We start from the raw sequence: 22,406 nt of genomic DNA, 5'->3' as shown, positions 1-22,406 counted from the left end.
CATTATAGCGCGCTGATTTCCGTCTGCGAAGCGGACAATATCCCCAGGAAATCCTGCTATGATCTATTTACAGAGGTGACAAACATTATGGATAAAGAAAATAAGCTGGACTACCGTCTTAGCATAGAATCCAGTGTCTATCACATCACGATGTGCACACACGGATATATCATGGAGCATATACCGCTGCACAGGCACAGCCACCGCAGCTATGAGATCCACTATATTTCAAAGGGTAAAGGAATATTAACTGCGGACGGGCGGACCTACCCGCTGGAACCAGGCAGTCTGTTTCTGACCGGACCGAACGTGGAGCACGGCCAGATTCCCGATGAACAGGACCCGATGCTGGAGGACTGTCTCTATTTCAGTCTGGAACCGCTGCCGGATGCCGCCCGGTGCGAGATCACCTCCATCTACCTGCAGAACCCCTTCTGGATCGGCACCGATAAGCAGAATCTTTCTAAAATCATAGAAATGATCCGCGAGGAGCTCTCCGGGGACCGGTGCGGGCATGAGACTTCCATGCATGCGCTTCTATGTGAATATGTGGTTCTGGCCGCCCGTAACATAGACAGTGCCCATATCATCAGGCCCCTTATGCATCCTCCAAGTGAACTGGATATAGAAAGCGCTTTTCTGTATCACTACAGGGATATTACGCTGGAACAGATTAGCAAAATCGCCGGACTAAGCCCCAGGCAGATGCAGCGTTTCCTGAAAGTCAATTATGGAAAAACCTTTCTCCAGCTGCGCACGGGTGCGCGCATGGCCGCGGCCGTCTCCTGTCTGGACAAAGGCATTTACACTACGGAAGAAATCGCCGATCTGACCGGCTATTCCTCGCCCGGAAGTTTTTTCCAGGCATTTAAGGCGTATTATCATATGACGGTCTCAGAATATAGGAAAAGTGGATATTGATCCCCTGTTTCTACCGCATCTTAGGACTGTAAACTCCCTGCTGATTCCGTCCCCAGCCATTTTTCCAGTACCTGCTGCAGCCGCTCCATATCCAGCGGTTTTTCCAGATGCCCGTTCATCCCCGCGTCTTTTGTTTTCTTCCGGTCATCCTCGAAAGCATTGGCGGTCATAGCGATGATTGGCAGCGTTCCCACATCGCGCCTCTTTAAGGCGCGTATTTTTCTTGCCGCCGTACATCCGTCCATAACCGGCATCTGCATATCCATAAAAACCAAATCATAATAACCGATTTCAGAACCTGTCACCATATCCAGAGCTGCTTTTCCGTTATCCGCTGTTTCCACGTGAATGCCCATGTCCCTAAGAATCTCTACCGCAATCTCCTGATTCAGCTCATTGTCCTCCACCAGGAGAATCCGCCTGCCCTCATAGCAGCAGTCTGCCAGGAACGGGAACCTGCGTTCCTCCTTAACAGCACCTTCGACAAACTGCTTCAGCTTATATATCAGGCGGGAACGGAACAGAGGCTTTGTGATAAATCCATTGGCACCCGCCTGCTTGGCTGCATCGATGTGTTCTGAAAGATCATATGCCGAAATCATAATGATTGGAAGCGAATCGCCCATTCGGTCACGGATCAGACGTGTCACTGTGATACCGTCCATTTTGGGCATTTTGTAGTCAATAATAACAGCAAAATAATCCTGTCCAGACTCATGGGAATCCGTCACCATTTTAACCGCTGCCGCTCCGTCCGTCACCCATTCCGTATGTATGCCCAGGCTTTCCAGACGGTCACAGGTATTGCGGCAGATAACCTCATCATCATCCACCACCAGCACCGACAGTCCGGCCAATTTGCTGTCATCCGGCACATCCTCATGCACCTTCAGATATACGGTTGCCGTAAACCGGCTTCCTTTCCCGTACTCACTTTCCACTTCCAGAGTCCCATTCATCAGCTCCGTGATACTTTTACAGATGGACAGACCCAATCCGGTTCCCTGCACCGACTGTATTTCCTCATCATCCGCCCTCTCGAAGGGCTGAAAGATACGGTCCAAAAAGTCCGGCCTCATGCCAATGCCTGTATCCGATACAATAAACTTATAATGTGCCATACCGGGACGTTCACTGATGTTCTCGCTGATTTCCAGCAGTACACTCCCCTCCTCATGGGTATACTTGACAGCGTTGGTCAACAGATTCATAAGCAGCTGCTGCAGGCGCTGCATATCGCTGACCACCGTCTCATGAATGAGGTCACTGATATAAGTTTTAAAAACAAGATTCTTACTGTGGATCTGAGGCTGCACCATAGTGACCACACCATGCACCAGCTCTGCCAGATTCACCTCTTCCTCCGACAGCACAATGCGGCCGCTCTCGATCTTGGACATATCCAGAACTTCATTGATCAGGCTCAAAAGCAGCTTAGAGGAAACCGTAATCTTCCCAAGGCAGTCGGCAACCCGTTCCGGATCGTCTATATGTGCGCCTGCAATAGTGGTCATCTCCAAAATCGCGTTCATTGGAGTGCGGATATCATGGCTCATTCTGGATAGAAAATCAGATTTCGCCTTATTTGCGTGCTCTTCGGCAGCCAAAGCTTTTTTCAATTTTTTCTGTATCTCACGCAATTCCGTAACATCGGTGATATCGATAAAAATCGCCAGATATACAGGACATTTATTCTGCCACTCCACGCAGGTAGCGTTCACCTGCAGCCACATAATTTTGTCCTGCCGACTCTGTACCCGCATGACAAAATGAAGAGGCTCCCCGGCCAGCATCATTTCTTTCTGATCGCTTATAACATCCCAGTTATCCTTTATATTCTTTTTATAAAGCGGATTCTCTCCGCGCACCGGCTCTCCCCCGAAATAATCCAGGAATCGGGCGTTAGATTCCAGCAGCACCATATTGAGGTCCCGATCAATCCGGTATTTAGCCACAAATCCTGGCAGACTTTCATAGGTCACAGACTGTTCTCTTTGCATCCGCATCAGATCATCAATATTAGTAAACACCGTATAAGCAACCTGATATCCGTCTATATACTCTTCTGCAAACTGCGTGGAAAACTGTACCCAGATAAATTCTCCGTTTTTACGCCGGATCCGTGAAATCATTTTATAACCGCTCTTTTTTTTTGCAACCGCATCCGTTACCGTCTCGGTAAGCTGTCTCCACTCCTCCTGATCTTCTTTGTAATACAGATCCGGGCGGTTATGAAACATCTCTTCATATTCTTCCTTCGGCCAGCCGATGAGCTGATAGTAAAAATCATTGGCCCACACCACAGTAAAATGTTCATCCAGCAGATGCTTGCTCACGCTTACGCCTAATAGCCGCATCAGGGTGTTGTATTCGTAATCCGCAGCTGAAGTACCTGTCAGCGGCTTCATAGCATTCATTTCAGTCTGATCCGCCATTTATGTTCCCCCCATCACCTTGATCATTTTATTATCAGTTTATTGTAACAGATATTAATAGAGAATGCAATGCGGAATAAGTCTGTTTACTGTCCGTAAATGACAGGGAATTTTATCAGATTTGATAACCAAGTCGCAGACACATCTGCTACAATAAACCTAACCGGCTACAGCAAATTAAATTATGAAGGAGTGGTTTTATGGATAACAGTGCAGCATATGCCTTGAAAATTATCAAAATGATGGCAAATTCTGAATTTGATGCAGAAGCCTATGAAAAAAGCAATACCTTTCGCACTATTTGCAGGTATCAGGAATGCATGGCAGAAAATCCAGATGAAGGAAGCGATGCTGCATTTCAATACTGGTGGAAAAGGGGACTGATCGCCATCATTCCGGAAAACGAGTCTCGCAAGGGATACAAACGACGGACATCTGATCCGGGTGAATTCATAAATGTTTATAAAGGGACCTGTGAAATTTCACAGGTCCCTTTTCTACTCAAAAACCGCATCCCAGAAACGCATTGCTGCAAGCGTCGGGTTTTTCGCCATATGGGGCGCATCATCCAGCACCATGATCTGTTCCGTATCCGTGCTGAACGGTTTCCATTCCGGAACGTGCTTTCCATTGGGATCACCGTACTTCACAAAGTTCAGCAGATATTCTGAATATATATCCTGCAGTTCATAGTCTTTTTCTGTCCACGCCTTCTGCCTGTATTTCAGATTTCGGAACAAATAAGGCAGTTCGCTGGAATGATACGCACCCAGATCGGTTTCCGGAGGCACATGGCAGTAATAGTACAGATACACTTGAGATTTTCCGTACTTTTCCTGGAGATGAGCCCATACATACATGTTGTGGCCAAATCCGGAATCGCTTGTAAACTGTATCTGGGAGCGCACCGTCTCCTCACTGTTCCCGACAGGATATATACGGCAAAATTCCTGAATCCTGTCCGGACCTGTCAAGCCCGCTGCGGCCGCCGTAAGCTCAGCGGCTTTGCCGGAACATGAAGTAAACTGTACCCCATCGTCACAGTTACTGCCAATCAGGAGGGGAACATCGCTGAAGTTCTTCCCTTTATACACCTCATAAGGATCCTCCGGGAATATGTAACCGTCCCGGACAGGTATCATCCGCTGCATGGCAGAAGAAGCAGTCAATGCCAGCAGTTCCTGTGCCGGCATCTGCCGCAGTTCTGCAAGGCTCTTCCCCTGAAAGAGTTCTTTTCCAAATTTTTCGGCCTCTTTTAAGGTCACAGTCTGATACATGACAGTCCGTTTATCAAAAAATCCTCCGCTCTGAGCGGTCGCTCTGCAAAAAAGCCCCCGGGCCAGCGGTGACATGCACAGAACGCTTACAGAGAAGGCTCCGGCGGATTCTCCTGAAACCGTCACCTTTTCCGGATCACCTCCAAAAGCGGCAATATTGTCCCTTACCCATCGCAGCGCGGCGATCTGATCCAGTATTGCATAATTGCCGGATACGTGATGAGGATCCTCCGCACTAAGTTCAGGATGTGCCAAAAATCCCATAGCGCCCAGACGGTAGTTGATCGTCACCACAACAATGTCCTTCTTCGCCAGTTCCCATCCCTGGAGAATATCATAAGCTCCTGAAAATGCCTGAAATCCGCCGCCATGAATCACCACCATCACCGGCAGGCTCTGCCCCTCCCTGATGGCGTACTGCGGACACCACACGTTGAGATAGAGACAGTCCTCGCTAATCGGTTCCTCAATAGCTTTAAAACCGCCGGCCGGCATCTGCGGCTGAACGGACGCAGGCCCAAACTCCGTTGCATCTCTGACACCATACCAGCTTTTTGCAGGCTGCGGTGCTTTAAAGCGCAGCTCACCAATTGGAGCCTTTGCATAGGGGATACCTTTAAACGCCGCTATACCTTCCCGCTCTTCGCCGCGCAGCAGCCCGTTTTTCACCTTAATCAGCATTGTTTCCTCCTCCTTTAACTGTCAATTGCAGCCCGTACACCGGCTTATTTCACCAAGCAGCAGGATACGAAATGTCCAGGGCTTATTTCCTTTAGCTCCTGGCGGTTGCTGCAGGCTTCTGTCGCATATCTGCATCTTGCGGCAAAACGGCAGCCCGGCTTGGGATCTATGGGCGATGTGATTTCGCCCTTTAATATCTCACGTTTCATTTTATTATGGATATCCACGGATGGGATTGCAGAAAGCAGCGCTTTGGTATAGGGATGTACCGGGTTTTTAAAAAGCTCTTTTGCCGGGGAAAGTTCCACGACCTGCCCCAGATACATCACGCATATATCATCAGAAATATGCCGCACAACGGAGAGGTCATGTGTGACAAACATATATGTCAGATTTCGCTTCATCTGCAGTTCCTTCAGCAGATTTAGCACCTGGGCCTGTATCGAGACATCCAGCGCTGATACGGGTTCGTCACAGACAATAAACTGCGGGTTGATAGCAAGCGCCCTTGCTATTCCGACTCTCTGTCTTCTCCCCCCGTCCAGCTCATGGGGAAATGAGTTTCGCAGCCTGGCATCAATGCCGACCAGCGCCATCAGCTGTTCAATCTGCTCATCGATCTGCTGCTTTTTATATTTTTTTGAAACGACCAGCGGTTCCCGAATTGTCTCTTCCACTGTTTTTCTGGGATCCAGGGAGGAATACGGATCCTGGAAGATGATCTGCATGCTTTCACGCACTCTGCGCAGTTCTTTGTTATTCAGCTTCGTGATATCCCCGCCATTAAACAGGATCTGCCCTCCGGTGCTCTCCAAGAGATGAATGATCGTCCTTCCCAAAGTGGACTTGCCGCAGCCTGATTCCCCCACCACGCCAAGAGTCTTCCCTTTCTGAATGGAGAGCGTTACATCGTCCACCGCATGCAGCATCCCACGCGGGGTGGCAAAATATTTTTTCAGATTTTTAATTTCGATAATCGGAGTCATACCTCTCCCCCCTGTGCTGTCTTATTAATATGAATGCACCGGCATACATGGCCGTCCTCCGTCCTGTTAAGGCCGATCTTTTTTTCTCTGCATTCTGCTGTGGCGCGCGGGCAGCGCGGTCCAAACGCACAGCCTGCCGGCAGATTCGTCGGATCCGGTGGCATGCCTTCGATGGGATGCAGCCATTCTTCATCCTCATTCATATTGGGAATGGCGTCAAACAGACCGACCGTATAGGGGTGCGACGGATGTTCAAAGATTTCCTCCTTCGTACCGTATTCCACGATCTCACCGGCATAAATGATTGCGACTTCATCGCATACGGTGGCCACGATCCCAAGATCATGGGTAATCATAATCATCGCTGTATTATATTTTCTCTTCAGATCCTCGATCATATCCAGCACCTGCGCCTGAATGGTCACATCCAGAGCAGTCGTAGGTTCATCCGCCAGCAGCAGATGTGGATTGCAGGCCAGCGCAATCGCGATCACTACCCGCTGTTTCATGCCTCCCGAAAACTGATGCGGATACTCTTTGTATCTGTCCGCCGGAATTCCGACCATCTCCAGCATTTCCTTCGCCTTCTCCTCAGCCTCTAAACTGCTGCATTCGGAATGGATCTTCACCACCTCGGCGATCTGGTCGCCCACCCGCTGGACAGGATTCAACGCCGTCATAGGGTCCTGAAAGATCATTGCAATATCATTGCCGCGGATCTTTCTCATATCATGTTCACTAAGAGACAGCAGATCCGTACCGTTCAGCTTAATACCGCCGCTGCAGATCCGTGCACCGCGATCCGGCAGAATACGCAGTACAGATTTTGCAATCGTTGTTTTACCGGCTCCGGTCTCACCGACAAGGCCGAGGCTCTGACCGGGCCGCAGTCTTAAGGACACCCCGTTGACCGCATGAACAACTTCACCATCCGCATAATATTCTACCACCAGATCGTTTATTTCGAAAAAGCTTTTTGGGTTTTCCATACAATCATCCTCCGTCAGTTTTTGAGCTTGGGATCGAGCGCATCCCGCAAACCGTCACCGAACATATTCAGCGACAGCACCGTTACCATGATGGCGAGGCCGGGCGCCAGCATATAGTAAGCATGCTCACGCATGAAGTTTCTGCCTGTGTTTAAGATCGATCCCCACTCAGGCGTGGGAGGCTGAACACCAAGTCCCACAAAGCTTAATGCCGCCGCGGCAACGATCGTGCTGGCAATGCCCATGGTCATGGAAACAATCATTGGGGAGAATGAATTGGGCAGCAAATGGTGCAGTATAATTCTCATCTTGCTGCAATTGATGGAATGGGAAGCCTCTATGTATTCCAGCTGGCGCACATTCAGCATAGACGCCCTAAGCAGTCTGGCCGCGCCGGCGATGCCGCTGATAGAAAGCGCTACGACGGTTTCAATAAATCCGGTGCCCAGTACCGCCGCTACCACGATGACGAGCAGCGTGCCGGGAATCGCCTGGACGATATCCAGGAAACGCATAACCAGATAGTCGACCTTTCCTCCAAAATATCCACAGACCGAACCGATAATCATGCCGGCCAGAGAGCCGAGGGCTGTGGCGCAGATTCCCATACCCAGGGAATAACGCGCTCCGTAAAGCACGCGCGAGAAAAGATCGCGGCCCAGGTCATCCGTGCCCATCAAATGCTGTATTGACGGTCCCTGCAGCTTATGAATGATATCCATCTCATTGGGATCGTAAGGGGCTACCAGCGGCGCCAGAACCGCCAAAATGATTTCCGCAATAAATATGATGATGCCGGCCGTAGCGGCTTTATTTTTCAACAGCTGGCGCATCACGCGCCTGAATGAGCCGTCTTTTCTTTTAACACTCTTTTTAACGCTCATTTCTTCGCCCTCCTGGTGACAAACTGCGCCTTTATTCTGGGGTCCACTGCAGCATAGACCAGATCCACTAACAGCATGCAGAAGCTGAAGGCGATCGCCAGAAATACCGCGCCGCCACGGATAATCGGAAGATCCCGTCCGCCGATCCCGTTGGTGATGATATAAGTTCCGACACCCGGAATGCCGAAAATGGTTTCCAGTATCATTGTGCCGCCCAGCATGACACCAAACTGCGTGCCGGTAAGAGTTACAATCGGAATCAACGCGTTACGCAGAGCATGTTTATAAATAACCATATTTTCCTTGACACCTTTGGCCCTCGCCGTGGTGATAAAATCAGACCGGATGATCTCAAGCATACTGGAACGCGTCTGTCTTGCCTGCATCGCGATGCCGCCCAGTGATCCGGCAATGGCCGGAAGTATATAGTGCCGTATACTTCCGATTCCCATGGCCGGCAGCCAGTCCAGCTTCACCGAAAACAGCAGCACAAGCAGCAGTGACAGCCAGAAGCTTGGGATTGAAACACCCAGAAGCGCACCGAACATCACCAAATGATCTACAAATCCATTCTGATGCGTGGCTGCAGTAATACCGATGGGCACACCGATTACCAGGGATAAAACGGTGCACATCACCGTAAGCAGCAGCGTTCTGGGAAGCCTGTAGATCAGTTCGGCTGCGACATCCAGCTTTGTTATGTATGAATTTCCCAGATCAAAATGCAGGAATGTATCTCCCAAAAAAGTACCCAGCTGGCCCAAATATGATTTATCCAGCCCGAGGGATGCCCGCAGAGCCTCTCTCTCCGTATCTGTGGCAGAGGCTCCGGCAATCATAGTAACCGGATCACCCGGCATAAAATACAGAATGGTAAAAACTATCAGACTGACACCCAACACAATGGGAATCATCCACAAAAGTCGTTTAATCGTATATCTTAACACTTAATCACCTGCTCCGTTTATTGTTTGAAGAAGCAGGACAGGGACGGCCGAAACCACGACGGTCCCTGCGCCTGCTCATTGTCTGTCAGTTCTTAATCCGCATACTTAAATGTATTGGGAACCAGTATATAGTTTGTGGCATAACCGGGTTCCTCCAGATGAAGTTCCTTTCGGGCAAAGGAGTATTGCTGCGGGTAAGCCAGCGCATAGACGTATGCCTGCTCCTTAATGCGCTGATGCGCGCCATCCATTGTTTCATCGCTGCAGAGCGCCGGATCGAGACAGGCGTCAAGAAGCTTCTGAAGCTCGTTGTCTTCCAGCACTTCCGTGTATGCAGGCTGAGTCTCCGGAGTATAGAAATTTGTGCTGCCTACGCCATAGGCAAAATTCAGAGCCATATGCGGCAATGTAATATTCCAGCCTACAATGTCATAATCGCCGCTCTGTCCCTGTGAAAACCACAGTGCGCTGTCCTTAGCATCAATCTCAACATTGATACCGATCTTGGCCAGCTGTGCCTGGATAATCGTGGCCCATGCTTTGTTAACATCATTCTGAAGAATCAGCAGCCGGATAGTCAGATCACCGGGCTTATAACCGGCATCAGCCAGCAGTTCCTGTGCTTTTTCCACATCTGCGCTATAATAATCCTCTTCCTGCCATTTATCCACATAGCCGGGCAGAGTCGGCAGCGCGATGGATTTCATCGGTCCGGCAGCGCCGTCATAGGCTCCGGCTATGATCTCATCCACATCAATCGCGTAGCAGACCGCTTGGCGGAGCGCCTTGTTCTGGTAGAACATGCTGTCCGGCGAGACATTAAATGACAGATAGTAATAGGCAGTGCTTGATGCTGTGAAGGAATCGTAATCCGGGTTGTCAACAAAACGTTTTGCGGATGCCACAGGTATCTTGGCAACATCAATCGTGCCGGTCTCCAGAGCCACCGCCATTTGAGCATCTTCCAGAATTGTTATGATCTCAATTTCATCCGCTTCACCGGTGCTGCGGTAATGGGTCAGTTCTTCCGTCTGCCAGTAATTCTCATTTTTCTTTAGCTTCAGGGATGAGCTGGGCGCAAATTCCACAACTTTGTATCTGCCGGTTCCTACACACTCGTGTGCCATCTGGTCCGCGCTTGCTTCATACTCCTTCTGCGAAACAATATCAATAGCATTAAGTATATTTTCAATTGTCATGATATAATTGGTTTTTAGGTTGAATCTGATATTGTAATCGTCAATCTTCTCAATCGAATCAATGCTGGTCAGATAGCCGCTCAAGCTTAATTCGATCGCTTTTTCGTAGCAGAATATGATGTCATCCGCGGTAATGGGATTGCCGTTCCAGTCATGGATATAGTCATAAATCTCGACATCATAGGTCAGATCGTCCACCCGCGTCCATTCTTTGGCCAGCTGTCCGGAAAATGTCTTCATATCTTCATCCAACGCCGCCAGGCGCTCATAATAAGCCGGCAGAGTGGCCCAGGTACCGGTGGTAAATATCGTTAACGGATTCAAGGTCTCTACCACTCCGCTGATGCCAACCTTTACGGTTTTATAGCCATGTTCCGTTCCATCACCCGTATTTTCGGATCCGGATTCTTCGGGAGAACCTTCTTCCTTTCCGGCGGCAGGGGCTTTTGTGCTGCAGCCTGCCAGTGTGCCGATCAGCAGTATAGCTGTCAGTAAAAACGCGATCATCTTTTTCATCTCTAACTTTCCCTTCTTTCAATTATTTTTAAACACAAAGCTCTACTCCCAGATCTTATCAGGATTATAAATCACATTACCGGTCTTACCGTCCAGCCTGGCATAAGCGGACACCCCGTTATCGCCGTAGGCTTTCGCAACAAGGCCGTTTGTTCCGTGAAAACAGAATGCGACTTTATCATCTTTCCCGCTCTTAACCAGCTCACAGACTTCAATCACCTCATCAATCAGAGTGACCGGCGCATCAAACCTTCCATGTGACATATACACGCGGTCATACCGGCCTTTTGTCCGCTCGTCCGCCGCTATAAGGCTGCTTTCATAGGAGGAGAGGCCCAGGCAGGAATCTCCCTGGAGCATTGTAAAGTACGCACATGCATCCCCAGTAACCAGCGCACGCTCTTCCTGAATCAGAAACATCATGGAACCGGGGGAATGGCCGGCACAGGCTATGGCCTCGACCGTAATGCCACCCAGATCAAAAAGGTCTCCGTCTATCAGATCATGAAAGCCATCCGGTGCAGTAACAGGTATGTAGTCGCTTTCTTCCACATCGGCAAACTGCAGCGACTCGGACAAATAATTTTTCCTTACCTCCAGTCCGGAGCTGTCGCAGTATATATCGCGGTCTAGCACGCTCATATAGACTTCCTCAAACTGCGGCGCTCCCATCGCGTGGTCAACATGACCGTGGGTGATCAAAACCAAAATCGGATGTGACGTCAGAGCTTCCACACAGGCTTTCAGATCACCGGCGCCGCTCCCCGTATCAATCAGCGCTGCCTTTTCTCTGCCTTCAACCAGATACATCTGCTCTCCGTTTATGCCGATGATTCTCGTTACTACGTCCGTCAGTTTCACTGTTTTAAATTTAACCATATAACCTCCTCCCACACTAAATGTCATGCTGCAGCAATTGCAGCAATACATCGATCTAACAATAAGATAACATGCAGGAGACCGGTATTGTTGTCATTTTAGACAAAGTTCACTATCATTTCCGGACGTTTATTGTCTTCCATTTATAAATGAGAATAACGTAAAAACGCTTCCATTGACCTTTCGCATTTATTCTGCTATTCTCTTATCATACTTTCGTCTGTGAATTACCGCGGATGCTGCGATACCAAGAGAGGGGGGAACCGATATGCAAAATAACAGGATGACGGATATTATATATGATTATTTTGTCTCCCGGATTCTGACCGGATATTACAGATACGGCGACCGGCTCCCTTCGGTCGGCTGTATCTGCACGCAGTTTCAGGTCAGCGCGCTTACCGCACGGGCGGTTCTTCAAAAGATACGGGAAAACGGATATATAGAAACCACGGAGCGAAAAGCCTCCGTGGTCATCTATGAGCACGACAGCCAGACAGTGCAGCTGTCCGTATATAATTATCTTTCCCGTAAAAAAGGGCTGGATGATATCTGGCAAACCTCCGGCCTTATCTTCAATCCCATCGCACGGTTTTATTTTAGCAGGCAGAACGCAGATTCCATCCGGCGCATCCGGTCACGGCTGAAAAAGGTGCAGGGACATGCCGCCAGGCAGATTATATGCCTGTATTCAGAAGCGATGCAGACGCTCAATAATGCACTGGTGTTAAATCTGTTCTGGGAGGTCGCCCGGTACCTGCACATACCCTTTCTGGATCAGTCCGCCAGCTTTGAATGCACGGATGAACAGGCAGGCAATCATATCAAACGCATGTTAAAGCTAACGGAAGGCGGAGAATCAGAAAAGGCCGTAACGGAAATGCAGGCGTTTAGCACAGAGGTCATGCAGCAGTTTTTCCTTCGTCTGCAGGATGCCTATGGAAATGTCCCGCTGCCGGAACAAATCCCGTTTCAATGGCAGATCTATCGGGAACATCCGCAGGTCTGCTATACACTGGCAGCGGAGATTATGGGCAGAATCGACAGGCAGATCTATAGACCGGACGAATTTCTGCCTTCCTGTCAGGCCCTGGCGCTGGAATACGGGGTCTCATCCATCACAATGCGCCGTACTCTTGAACTGTTAAGCAGCATGCATGTTACGGAAACCTTAAACGGGATAGGCACAAAAGTGTCTTCCGATCATACTGCCACTCCCGATTTCTCACATCCCCAGCTGCGCAAGAGCCTGATTGTATTCTTACAGGCCCTTCAGATCGCCGCTCTGACCGCTGAAAGCACAGCCAAACATACGCTTACGGCGATGGGCGAGAGCGGTTTCCATAAGCTCTCCGGTCAGGTAAAGGAGCTTATGGAAAACGGAAGAGTGTATCTGCTGGGAAAGGCATGCTTCCGCTTTATAGGCGATAACAGTGCCTCCGCCTTTGTCCGTGAGGTATATCAGCAGCTGTATCAGCTTCTTTTATGGGGACATGTGCTGCACCTCATCTTTCAAAAGCCCGGCAGCTTTGACGCTTATCTGTCCTATGCCGAAAGGATGCTGGAAAGCCTTCACCGTATGGATGCCGTGAGTTTTGCCCGACTGCTCTCAGAGTTGCTTTTTACCGTATTGGAGTTTACCAGAGAGCTGCTCTTACAGCTCGGATTTCAAAAGGATCAGCTGATCAATCTATAATCCAATTTCCGCAGCCCAGACCACCGGGCTGATCCTGCCGAATTCCTGCGCGCCTAGCAGATAAAGCGCAGCGGGCAGCAGCAAAAGCAGCGCCGATACCAGCACGGCGCGGACCGTTTGACGGGAAGCGGCGGATATGCACAATATAATGGCCGCCGTTATCTCCAGCGCCGCCAGCCGGCCGGCATAGATCAAACACAGAGCTGCACGGACCGTCCAGCCCTTCGGATATCCGGCAAACAGCGCGAGGCTTGCGGCAGGAGCGCCGGTTTGCGGCAGGCCTCCGTAACCGTACATAACCTGCCACAGCTCCAGCCCGTTGGCTGCCGCCCATACAAGCGCCGCGATGATTGCAGCGATCACAGCCTTATGCCGGCGCAGGCAGCCGCGCCCTCTGGCTGCCGCGGTTATCAGCGCTTTCATATGGCTGTCCGCCGTAAAGAGCGAAGGAAGGATCAGTATCAAAGCGATGCACTGCAGCAGCGATTTGGCTTCGCGGTAAGACTTTTGATTTGCTCCGTAAAGCCGTTCATAGGCAAATGGGTTGATCAGACACAGCTCTTCTCCTCTTTCCTGCGCTTCAGACAAGAGCTGCCCGGCGCGAAGCAGAACGGTATTCCAGGCCTGCCGCTCATCCGCGTCGGCCTGCTGTTTTAAAAAATCCGGCATCCCAATTCCCTCATTCTCTCCTGCCAGATTTTCCTGCGCATCTTCATAAGAGGATAGCATACGCACATATTTCTCTTCGCTTAAAGGCCCTTCCCATTCTTTATACAGCTGCGAAATCCGATAGGATCTGCCGTCCTGCCACTGTCTCTGCAGAGGAAAAAACATCCACAGGGCCGCGCCAAACAGCAGGAACACCCAAATTCCCCGGTTCATAACCAGCGCTTTATACCATTCAATGCCGTACAGCGATCCGCAGAAAGGCAGATGGGGGATTCTGCGCAGGGCCTGGCGAAGACTGTGAAACCTCTCTTTGTTTCTGCGGATTTTATGCTTCTCATATACCCACCAGCAGGCTGCCAGAGTGATGAGAGTACATACTGTCAGAAGAACATAGACCGTCTTTCTCAAAGAGCAGACATGGCCAAAACAGTTGAAATTCAAATACTTCAGGCATCCCGCCCGCCAGTCCAGCAATGAAAAAACATTCAATGTCTTAAGCCATACCAGAATATTATTCGCGGATATCTGTGTATATAAGATATATTCCGCAGACAGTCCAATGCCTATGAGGGCCGCCGCGATCTGTACTGTCCGGACAGCGGAGAGCACGGTCAGAAACAACATGCCGGATAAAAAGGCGCACAGTATCTGCAGCAGCACCGACCAGCCGATAAACTGAAGGATTGTCATGGGTACCGGAAAATACTGAAATTCCGGTATCGACTGTATCAGTCTGCCGATGTCACCGACGCCGTACAGATAAAATGCGAGGAGCAGTTTACCGCCATACAGGGCCGCAGTGCCCGCGCCCGCCAGAACGAACATCAGCAGCGCCCGCTTCGCGGCCAGATTCCACCGTCCTTTCGGTGAAGCGTGTATGATCTGCCACAGGCCGTCCTTTCTGTCTTCTGTCATGGCAATTGCCGCCGCAAGCATGAACAGGATCTGCAGAATCAGGGTCCACTGATCCGCCATTACAGAAAGAAACGCCCGGTTATTGCCCGGCATCAGCTCCCGTCCCCGCATCGCGGAAAAGTCCTGCTCCGTGCGGATAATATTCTTATATGCAAAGCTGTCCGGGTCTGAAAACAGGCGGGATGCGGACAGCTCTCCGGCATTTGCCGATATCTGCTCCAGGAAATCCCCATATGATCCGATATATTTCAGCTGCTCATACAGATCCGTTAACAGCAGGCTGCGCAGCCGAATGCCTGCTGCCATGCTTGGATAATCCCCGCCGGACTCCTCCACAGCTTCCAGCTCACCCATCTGCTCCTCAAGTTTCGGGTACTGGTTTTTCAGATCCTCCAGCGTTCTTTCATAAACAGTCTCATTTTCAACCGCCCATTCCCTGATAAACAGCGCTGCGGACAAGCTCTGCTGTTCCTGCTGCCATTCTTCCGCATAACGAAGCGCCGTATCCAAATCACAGTGATCCAGCTGCGCCATAAGCCTTTCCTGTTCCTGACGGTACTGCTTAAAACCGGCAGGCATGCTGCTCTTCTGCTCCTTCACATAGACTGACAGATTGACCGCTGCCAGCAGAAGGAATGACAGAATGAGTGCCCGGTTAAACAGGACTCTTTTTATCTCATTCAAATGTTATCCCCCCGAAGCAATTGCTTTGCGCAATCCTCTTTTCGTTTCCGCCGTCCGGCAGCAGATATTTGCGCCCGGCATCATAAGCTCTGTTCAAAATATGTAACGCAGATATGTTCCAGCGTCATGCCGTCATTTTCCTCCAGGAGCGCCTGTACGCCGCTTTCCAATATCTTTTTCCCCTTGTACAAAAGAACCACCTTTTCCGCGATTTCTTCTATATCACTGATCACATGCGTGGAGTATAGGATAATCTTTTCCCTTCTCAGTGAGCCAAGCAGTTCCCGCAGCCGCACACGCTCCATGGGATCTAAGCCGGATGTGGGCTCATCCAGTATCAGTATCTTCGGATTGCCCAGCATTGCCTGTGCCAGCAGGATGCGCTGCTTCATTCCTCCGGAATATCCGCCCAGCTTCTTATCCGCCGCATCCGCCAGATTGAGCCGCTCCAGCAGCTCTTCCTCCACAGGCAGGGACTCCTTTCGGGGCAGCCCCTTAAGCTCCGCCATATAGCGCAGGAACATGCGGCCGGTCATCCTGTCATACAGCCCCTGCTGCTGCGGCATGTACCCAAGCAGGCGGCGGTACTCCTTTCCCATCTTAAGGCATTCCACGCCATCCACCAGTATACAGCCGGAATCCCGCCTGATATTATCGGTCAGCAGTGACATAAATGTGCTCTTCCCCGCACCGTTCGGACCCAGGATCCCATAGATTCCTTCGTCAAAAACGGCGCTGAAGGAATCAAGCCCTGCCTTTGGTCCATACATTTTTGTCAGTTCTTTCACTTCCAGCCGCACGGATAACCTCCTTTTATCTGCAGGCTGCCGCTATACGGCAGCAGACTCCGGCGCTGCATCAATGATCCAGGCTCTTTAGCTGCATGTTTCCTGTGCCGATTTCCGCCTTATCAATATAATAAAAGGTATTGAGTTCCATCATCTTGCTGTAATCAGACAAGTAGACCCTTTCCGGTGTGCTGAACGCATACAGCAGCCACATATCCAGACCGTCCATACTGAGGAAATCCACTTCATTTCCGTCAAGGTCATAGAATAAAATACCCCGGCAGGCTTCATCCACCAAATCCATCTTATCCAATATGGGATTTGTATTGCACAAATAGATAAAATCTTCATCATAGTAAACGCTGCCCGCTTCTTTTCTCTCAACCGGACTGCGAAGCACCTCACGCTTTCCGGTACTTAGACCGACGGTACAGAATCCCTCCTCCAGATCGAAATACCGCAGCAGATCTCCGTCGATTGTGTATCCGGCGATTTTATCCGGGGGCCAGTTCTCTGCAATCATCCGCTGTTTACCGGTGGTCAGATCCTGCATATACAGCGACTGCTGCTCCCCATGAATGCCGATCGCTGTTATCCGGTCATCCCAGCACCGCAGATCTGTGTACTGCACCTGATCCTCTCCCGGATTGCCGAATACATCTGTAAGCTCAGTGTCATTACCTTCCAGCGGGACACGCTTAATCTCCTGCTTCCAGCTCTTTCCTCCGTCTGTAGTTTCACGCAGCTGGAAGTAGATATATCCCCGATAAATAAGATACGTCGAACTCACTCCGTCCGGCAGGCTGATCCGCTTTATTTTCTCATGCTCGGATCCGTCCGGCTTCATTCTCCATAAAGCATCACCCATATAATAATAAATATATCCCTCATCCCAATAGATGCCCGCGGTAGTCAGATATGCATTGCAGTCTTCCGTATTATGACTGCATTCCGGCTTTGCACAGAGCGGCCTCCATTGATTCATATCTTTTTCCAGATAATAAATGCGGTGATCTGTTAAAGAACCGGTATACACAACATCGGATCCAATGATAAAAGCGCCGTTCATATAAACATTTTTCCAGCTTCTGTCATAGCTGTCTAAGGCCGGCTCCCCGGATACGTTTTTCTGCTCTTTGCAGCCAATAAGAGCAAATACAAGCAGCAATAATACCAGCAATCGCTTTTTATACATACATGTTCCCCCTTTCCATACCGTCAGCCGATGAACCGTGCGCACATCCGCATGCTTCTCCTGCATCAAATCAGTACTCTCAATTTTCACCCTAATTGCTTATTGTCATATCAATATGATTACTGTCTTTATATTTACTATAAATATAGCATTTCATATGTATAAAATCAACAAATATAATCATACATGCATGAAAGCTTACTACTATTCACGGCTGCCAATAAAGCAGCGCAAGACTCCACGGAGCGAGAGCGGGTCCCAATGAGGAATATCCCCCACCCTGTCTTGCGCGGGAACTTTACGGTAACTGTGAACAACAGCGGTTGCTTTTTTTCCGACTTTTTGTCATACTGTTATCAGGAGATAATCGCCGCGTTACTTCCGCCGGCGGATAGCTGAAACAGAAAACAGGAGAACAGCATGAACAACGAATTCGAACACATACAGCATTCAAATATAGGAAATCTGAAGATATTTCTGGTGAGCCTCGTTTACCGCAGCCCTCATATCCACAGCGATCTGGAGATCTGCTATGTCCTGGACGGAGAGATCAGCGTCACCTCGCAAAGGCAGACCCTCACCGTAGCCACGGGGGATTTTTATATCATCAATTCCTATGCTGTACATGAGCTTTACTCCAGAGATTCCGCCCTGATTCTGGCCATACAGCTGAGTCCCAAATTTTGTCTTTCCTATTTTCCGCAGATGAAAGACATGGATTTTTTGTTTCATTCCGGCAATCAGTACTTTACAGAGGATAAGCAGGCGCTCTGCTTTTCACTTGCAGTCACTATGGCACAGCACTATTTCTCTGGAGGGGAAGGCTTTGAACTGTGCTGTATGGGGCTTTTAAATTTATTCCTGTACCAGCTCCTGCTTCATTTTCCATATGAGCATGTCTCAGATGAAAAACGCGCCGCTCAATATCAAAAGAGCCGGCGCGTCGCGCGAATTACTGCTTTTATAGATCAGCATTATACGGAAAAGCTGCTTCTGTCGGACATTGCCGAAGAGGAGAGCCTGTCCATCCCTTACCTGTCCCACTTTTTTCATGATAATTTCGGACAGACATTCCAGGCATATCTGTCGGCCGTGCGCTGTGAAAAAGCAAGACAGCTGTTGCTTGTGACGGATCATAACCTGCTGTCGGTCAGTCTGGAAAGCGGCTTTTCGGATGTCAAATACATGAATCAGGCATTCCTTAAACACTATGGCTGTACGGCTAAGGACTACCGATTGGGCATCGCACAAAAGACGCTCCCCGATATGCAGCGCTCCCTGTTAAGCACACAGACCTTTCTTTCGCAATCAGCCAGTAAAAATCTGCTGGATGTTTATATCCGGCAGGCTGGAGTTACCTTCACGCATATTCCCTGGGATATGCTCCTATAGCCTGCCGGACTTAATCCGGAACTTTTATTAAAGCTGAGATAGTAAGCGTGTCAGCACTGTACTAATCTCTCCCGGTCAGCTTCTGCACTTCCAGCGCGACGAGTTTAACCAGCTGTTCCACATCGATACCGCCCGCAGCATTGCGGATCCGCATTGCATCTGCCGCTTTCCCATCGCTGGAAAATAATTTCATCTTTTTTACGGTCTCCTGTTTGACGGCTTCCACTGCCGCCGGTATCAGGTCGATGATGCCTTTGTTCATATCGCTGAACTTTCTGAATTCGGCTTCTACGGCCGCAATGTTAATATCGATAAAAATATTTACCTTGCTGATTCCCTCGTTAATCGCCCGCTTGAAATCCGTATCCGTAAGCCCGGAGCCGCCGTGAAGCACCAGTGGGACATCCACGGTTTTTGCGATCGTACGGATTCTTTCAAAATCCAGCTTGGGAGGCAGCTTATAGGCTCCGTGCGCCGTGCCTACAGCGATGGCCAGCGCGTCCACCCCTGTTTTATCCACGAAGTCCTTCGCCATCTTCGGGTCTGTGTAATATTGGGAAGGGTCTGCCAATCTGGAATCTCCCTCCGCCGAACCTTCGTTGTCTCCCACATGGCCAAGTTCTCCTTCAATGGTGGCTCCGTATGAATGGGCGAGGTCCGCCATCTCCTTCACTTTCCTGACATTCTCGTCATATGAGTCCGTGGAGCAGTCATACATGATTGAGGAGAATCCCAGCTCCAGCGCCTTTAAACAGGTCTCTTTCTTTAGTCCGTGGTCCAGATGTACCACCACCGGCACATTTGCTTTTTTTGCCATCGGTATCAGATAGTAGGACACCTCTTCCAGCGGACCGTAGGGCAGCAGCACCTCCGCGGTGCCCATAATAACCGGAGACTGGGTGCTCTCCGCCGCATTTATAATTCCCCTGGCCAGTTCCAGATTGACCGCATTAAAAAGGCCGACTGCATATTTGTTTTTACGTGCCGGAAGCAGCACTTCATTCATATTTACAAGCATAATTTATACTCCTGTTTCATCTCGTTTGGCCCATCCCGCGCCAATCTTTTTCTGCAGCACCTCAAAACTCTTAAGGCCGCTTAGCGCATCGTAGGCGGCCACACAGGAAGCGCCGGTCGCAGCGGCAAGGTGCATGGATTCCTCCAGCGTATACCCTTCCAGCATCGCAGTTAGAAATGCTGCGATGCTGGTATCTCCCGCGCCTGTTCCGGACAGCACCCTTTCCGGCACGTAGCTTTTCTCAAAGCCTTCTTTGCCGGACCAGCCCAGGATATCCAGTTCCGCTTTCTTTCCCACATCCAGCAGGGCTATCCTGTCCGCCGTGCGGTAATACATTCCCTTAGCGCCGCATTTGATCAGCAGTACCTTAGCGCCAAAATTCATACACTGTTCAGCCAACGGGCGGATATCCTTCTCAATATCCAGTATCTCTGTGATATCCCTGTCCCCGGCTCTCTTCTGCCAGTCTTCGAATCTCTCTTTATCCAGCATGAAGCAGAGTTCTTCCGCACTGGGCGCAAAGAAATCCACATAAGGCATAATCATTTCCAGTATCTCTTCCCAGTCCGCCATTCCTGCCGGTGTGGCCGGGTCCACAGCCGCCATATCCAGTGAAGTGGCGGCGCCCGCTTCTTTGGCGCGCTTTAAGATGCGAAACAGTTCTTTGCCTTCATGCTCATACATATTTCTCATTAACGGAGGATATCCAAAATGGAACAGCGCCGCTTCCTCAAGCGCCTGCAGCGGGATATCTCCGGAACAGAAGGTGTTATTCGCGCCCGGATTATGCAGGAAGATGCGGTCGTTTCCGGGGATCGCCAGTATAACGGAATAAGAGGTTGACTCACCCTCTGTAACAAGCATGCCGTCCTGTGCGCCGTACCGTGATAAGATATTGAGTACCATGCCGCCAAACTCATCATTTCCTATTTTCCCCATCAGCGTGACATCCGCTCCGAGAAGCTTCATCGCCAAACCTGTGTTAGCCACAGAACCGCCTGTATGCACATCTGCGCCCTCTGTCTGAATCAGCTTGCCAGGCCTTAGCAGATCTCCGACCGCATCCGTCCGGTTTTCAGGAAAGACCGGCGTTATATCCAGGCAGATATGACCGGCCGCAATTATTTTTTTGCTCACATTACTCAACTCCCATAAGAAGATTCATCACATACATTTCCAAAGCTTCAAAGTCTCTGTTCTCTACGCATTTCTTCTGATATTCATAGTCGAACTTATCCACCTTTTCTTCCAGAGCTTTAAATATCTTCAGGCTGTTTTCCAGATGCTTATATCCGTCTTCGTCCTTGGTAGTCCTCATGGCCTTTACATCGAGTCCCACATATTCGCCGTGATCGCCGTACCCGTTTTCCTTGAGCACCTTTACCTGGTTGAAGGCTGCCCGTAGGTTTTCAACGCCGAAGGATTTATCCTGGTCATATTTGATTCCGTTCTGGTCATTGAGATGTACGGTCATCAATTTGCCCATGGCCATCGCAAAACCGATCTCGTGGGCGGGATCCAGCCCTGCAAGAATCGCGTGGGCGCTTTCCAGATTTCCGCCGACACGGGAAGGATCGGCCGTTGCTGCAGAGATCGCCATCACATGTCCCATGGTGCCGCATATGCTTCTGTCTATGGGTTCATTGGGCTTAGGCTCGATGCATACACGGATCTTCGGATCATAGGCCAGCATCTTATTGATCGCCTCAATCAGCATCTTTGTTGCCCATACCGGGGATTTGCTTTCCGCACACAGCGTGCCCTCTCTCGCCAGCCAAAGGACAATCATGTCACACCCCAGCTCATTGGCAATATCAATGGAGCGGTACGCTCTCCACATCGCATATTCTCTGTCCTCTGCGGATGTGCTCATAAAGCCGCCGTCTGCCGTGTGCGGATCCATCCAGAGTCTGGGCGCCACAAACTCCGCCTTCAGTCCGTATTTATCCAGCGTTTTTTTCAGCTCACGGGCCTTTGCTTTGATTTCTTCTTCGGTGTAATCATTGATATTCGGAACTGCGTCATCGTCATGAAACTGCACGGCAGAAAATCCCATTTGGGCAAAGCGTTTGTACTTCTCCTCAGACGGAATTTCCTCTCTTGTGGCGGGCCCATATGAATCAGCTCCTGAATGTACGTTCCACGGTCCAACTGAAAATTTAAACTTTGTCATTTCACTTACCTCCAAATTTTTTTATGATGAATAACTTATAGCGCTTACTATTCTTTATATCAGAATAAGCAGATCATTACAGGACAATCTTGCTTTTTTTCAAGTGCAGTTTTGCTGTAATTTGAGAGCGCCTATAGCGGAGGCAGAGGAGCCGGATGACCG

At 49.8% G+C, this 22,406-nt stretch carries 17 protein-coding genes; 3 read left to right on the top strand and 14 right to left on the bottom strand.

Translation table 11 applies throughout. The annotated features are described in order from the left end of the window. Positions 1 to 87 precede the first annotated feature (87 nt). Complete coding sequence (locus DWZ56_RS16335) at positions 88 to 921, top strand: helix-turn-helix transcriptional regulator (RefSeq protein WP_158584633.1); 834 nt, start codon at positions 88 to 90, stop codon at positions 919 to 921. 20 nt (positions 922 to 941) lie between these two features. Here DWZ56_RS16335 and DWZ56_RS16330 read toward each other — a convergent pair whose 3' ends face one another. The 8 genes from DWZ56_RS16330 to DWZ56_RS16295 all read right to left on the bottom strand — a co-directional run bounded on the left by DWZ56_RS16330 (position 942) and on the right by DWZ56_RS16295 (position 11,714). Continuing rightward, positions 942 to 3,356, bottom strand: coding sequence for a PAS domain-containing hybrid sensor histidine kinase/response regulator (locus DWZ56_RS16330; RefSeq protein ID WP_118557670.1), 2,415 nt, complete (start codon positions 3,354 to 3,356; stop codon positions 942 to 944). Between the two features lie 497 nt (positions 3,357 to 3,853). Further along, on the bottom strand, positions 3,854 to 5,314 hold the full coding sequence (locus DWZ56_RS16325; protein WP_118557669.1) for a carboxylesterase/lipase family protein: 1,461 nt from the start codon (positions 5,312 to 5,314) through the stop codon (positions 3,854 to 3,856). A 44-nt stretch (positions 5,315 to 5,358) separates the two neighbouring features. Beyond that, complete coding sequence (locus DWZ56_RS16320; RefSeq protein ID WP_118557668.1) at positions 5,359 to 6,300, bottom strand: ABC transporter ATP-binding protein; 942 nt, start codon at positions 6,298 to 6,300, stop codon at positions 5,359 to 5,361. Beyond that, complete coding sequence (locus DWZ56_RS16315; RefSeq protein ID WP_118557667.1) at positions 6,297 to 7,289, bottom strand: ABC transporter ATP-binding protein; 993 nt, start codon at positions 7,287 to 7,289, stop codon at positions 6,297 to 6,299. Before DWZ56_RS16315 ends, DWZ56_RS16320 begins: the two co-directional genes overlap by 4 nt. Positions 7,290 to 7,303: 14 nt before the next feature. Further along, positions 7,304 to 8,173, bottom strand: coding sequence for an ABC transporter permease (locus tag DWZ56_RS16310; protein ID WP_243095324.1), 870 nt, complete (start codon positions 8,171 to 8,173; stop codon positions 7,304 to 7,306). After that, the gene (locus tag DWZ56_RS16305; RefSeq protein ID WP_118557666.1) at positions 8,170 to 9,120 is read right to left on the bottom strand and encodes an ABC transporter permease; all 951 of its coding nucleotides are present in this window, start codon (positions 9,118 to 9,120) and stop codon (positions 8,170 to 8,172) included. The genes DWZ56_RS16310 and DWZ56_RS16305 overlap by 4 nt, the downstream gene beginning before the upstream one ends. A gap of 92 nt (positions 9,121 to 9,212) precedes the next feature. Continuing rightward, entirely contained in the window at positions 9,213 to 10,835 is a 1,623-nt protein-coding gene (locus tag DWZ56_RS16300; RefSeq protein WP_118557665.1) for an ABC transporter substrate-binding protein, read from the bottom strand. 42 nt (positions 10,836 to 10,877) lie between these two features. Then, positions 10,878 to 11,714 carry an MBL fold metallo-hydrolase gene (locus DWZ56_RS16295; protein WP_158584632.1) on the bottom strand — a complete coding sequence of 279 codons (837 nt, stop codon included), beginning with the start codon at positions 11,712 to 11,714 and terminating at the stop codon, positions 10,878 to 10,880. Positions 11,715 to 11,982: 268 nt separating this feature from the next. Here DWZ56_RS16295 and DWZ56_RS16290 point away from each other — a divergent pair, with 268 nt between their 5' ends. Beyond that, positions 11,983 to 13,410 (top strand): GntR family transcriptional regulator, encoded by a 1,428-nt coding sequence (locus tag DWZ56_RS16290; RefSeq protein WP_118557663.1) that lies wholly within the window; start codon positions 11,983 to 11,985, stop codon positions 13,408 to 13,410. Here the strand turns inward: DWZ56_RS16290 and DWZ56_RS16285 are convergent. From DWZ56_RS16285 to DWZ56_RS16275, 3 genes are all read right to left on the bottom strand, one after another. Then, positions 13,405 to 15,678, bottom strand: coding sequence for a hypothetical protein (locus DWZ56_RS16285; RefSeq protein ID WP_118557662.1), 2,274 nt, complete (start codon positions 15,676 to 15,678; stop codon positions 13,405 to 13,407). The two genes, DWZ56_RS16290 and DWZ56_RS16285, sit on opposite strands and share 6 nt — an antisense overlap. A gap of 80 nt (positions 15,679 to 15,758) precedes the next feature. Beyond that, positions 15,759 to 16,478, bottom strand: coding sequence for an ATP-binding cassette domain-containing protein (locus DWZ56_RS16280; RefSeq protein ID WP_118557661.1), 720 nt, complete (start codon positions 16,476 to 16,478; stop codon positions 15,759 to 15,761). A gap of 58 nt (positions 16,479 to 16,536) precedes the next feature. Beyond that, positions 16,537 to 17,661 carry a hypothetical protein gene (locus DWZ56_RS16275; protein WP_147369436.1) on the bottom strand — a complete coding sequence of 375 codons (1,125 nt, stop codon included), beginning with the start codon at positions 17,659 to 17,661 and terminating at the stop codon, positions 16,537 to 16,539. 420 nt (positions 17,662 to 18,081) lie between these two features. Here DWZ56_RS16275 and DWZ56_RS16270 point away from each other — a divergent pair, with 420 nt between their 5' ends. Further along, positions 18,082 to 19,053: an AraC family transcriptional regulator gene (locus DWZ56_RS16270; protein WP_118557659.1), complete on the top strand. Its 972-nt coding sequence runs from the start codon at positions 18,082 to 18,084 to the stop codon at positions 19,051 to 19,053. Positions 19,054 to 19,114: 61 nt separating this feature from the next. On the opposite strand, the gene DWZ56_RS16265 is transcribed toward DWZ56_RS16270, so the two are convergent. The 3 genes from DWZ56_RS16265 to DWZ56_RS16255 are packed head-to-tail and all read right to left on the bottom strand — an operon-like array spanning position 19,115 to position 22,244. Next, positions 19,115 to 20,071, bottom strand: coding sequence for a class II fructose-bisphosphate aldolase (locus DWZ56_RS16265; protein ID WP_118557658.1), 957 nt, complete (start codon positions 20,069 to 20,071; stop codon positions 19,115 to 19,117). 3 nt (positions 20,072 to 20,074) lie between these two features. Then, positions 20,075 to 21,217 (bottom strand): carbohydrate kinase family protein, encoded by a 1,143-nt coding sequence (locus tag DWZ56_RS16260; RefSeq protein ID WP_176926992.1) that lies wholly within the window; start codon positions 21,215 to 21,217, stop codon positions 20,075 to 20,077. After that, positions 21,210 to 22,244, bottom strand: coding sequence for a TIM barrel protein (locus DWZ56_RS16255; protein WP_118557656.1), 1,035 nt, complete (start codon positions 22,242 to 22,244; stop codon positions 21,210 to 21,212). The genes DWZ56_RS16260 and DWZ56_RS16255 overlap by 8 nt, the downstream gene beginning before the upstream one ends. Positions 22,245 to 22,406: the final 162 nt, after the last annotated feature.

It is taken from the genome of Lachnotalea sp. AF33-28 (assembly GCF_003477885.1).
Classification (GTDB): Bacteria; Bacillota; Clostridia; order Lachnospirales; family Lachnospiraceae; genus AF33-28.
This window is presented reverse-complemented; position numbering and strand designations above follow the sequence as displayed.

Bases quoted from the DNA above. Each gene is read 5' to 3' on its own strand.
- DWZ56_RS16335 (WP_158584633.1), top strand. From the start codon at position 88: ATGGATAAAGAAAATAAGCTGGACTACCGTCTTAGCATAGAATCCAGT.
- DWZ56_RS16330 (WP_118557670.1), bottom strand. From the start codon at position 3,356: ATGGCGGATCAGACTGAAATGAATGCTATGAAGCCGCTGACAGGTACT.
- DWZ56_RS16325 (WP_118557669.1), bottom strand. From the start codon at position 5,314: ATGCTGATTAAGGTGAAAAACGGGCTGCTGCGCGGCGAAGAGCGGGAA.
- DWZ56_RS16320 (WP_118557668.1), bottom strand. From the start codon at position 6,300: ATGACTCCGATTATCGAAATTAAAAATCTGAAAAAATATTTTGCCACC.
- DWZ56_RS16315 (WP_118557667.1), bottom strand. From the start codon at position 7,289: ATGGAAAACCCAAAAAGCTTTTTCGAAATAAACGATCTGGTGGTAGAA.
- DWZ56_RS16310 (WP_243095324.1), bottom strand. From the start codon at position 8,173: ATGAGCGTTAAAAAGAGTGTTAAAAGAAAAGACGGCTCATTCAGGCGC.
- DWZ56_RS16300 (WP_118557665.1), bottom strand. From the start codon at position 10,835: ATGAAAAAGATGATCGCGTTTTTACTGACAGCTATACTGCTGATCGGC.
- DWZ56_RS16295 (WP_158584632.1), bottom strand. From the start codon at position 11,714: ATGGTTAAATTTAAAACAGTGAAACTGACGGACGTAGTAACGAGAATC.
- DWZ56_RS16290 (WP_118557663.1), top strand. From the start codon at position 11,983: ATGCAAAATAACAGGATGACGGATATTATATATGATTATTTTGTCTCC.
- DWZ56_RS16275 (WP_147369436.1), bottom strand. From the start codon at position 17,661: ATGTATAAAAAGCGATTGCTGGTATTATTGCTGCTTGTATTTGCTCTT.
- DWZ56_RS16270 (WP_118557659.1), top strand. From the start codon at position 18,082: ATGAACAACGAATTCGAACACATACAGCATTCAAATATAGGAAATCTG.
- DWZ56_RS16265 (WP_118557658.1), bottom strand. From the start codon at position 20,071: ATGCTTGTAAATATGAATGAAGTGCTGCTTCCGGCACGTAAAAACAAA.
- DWZ56_RS16255 (WP_118557656.1), bottom strand. From the start codon at position 22,244: ATGACAAAGTTTAAATTTTCAGTTGGACCGTGGAACGTACATTCAGGA.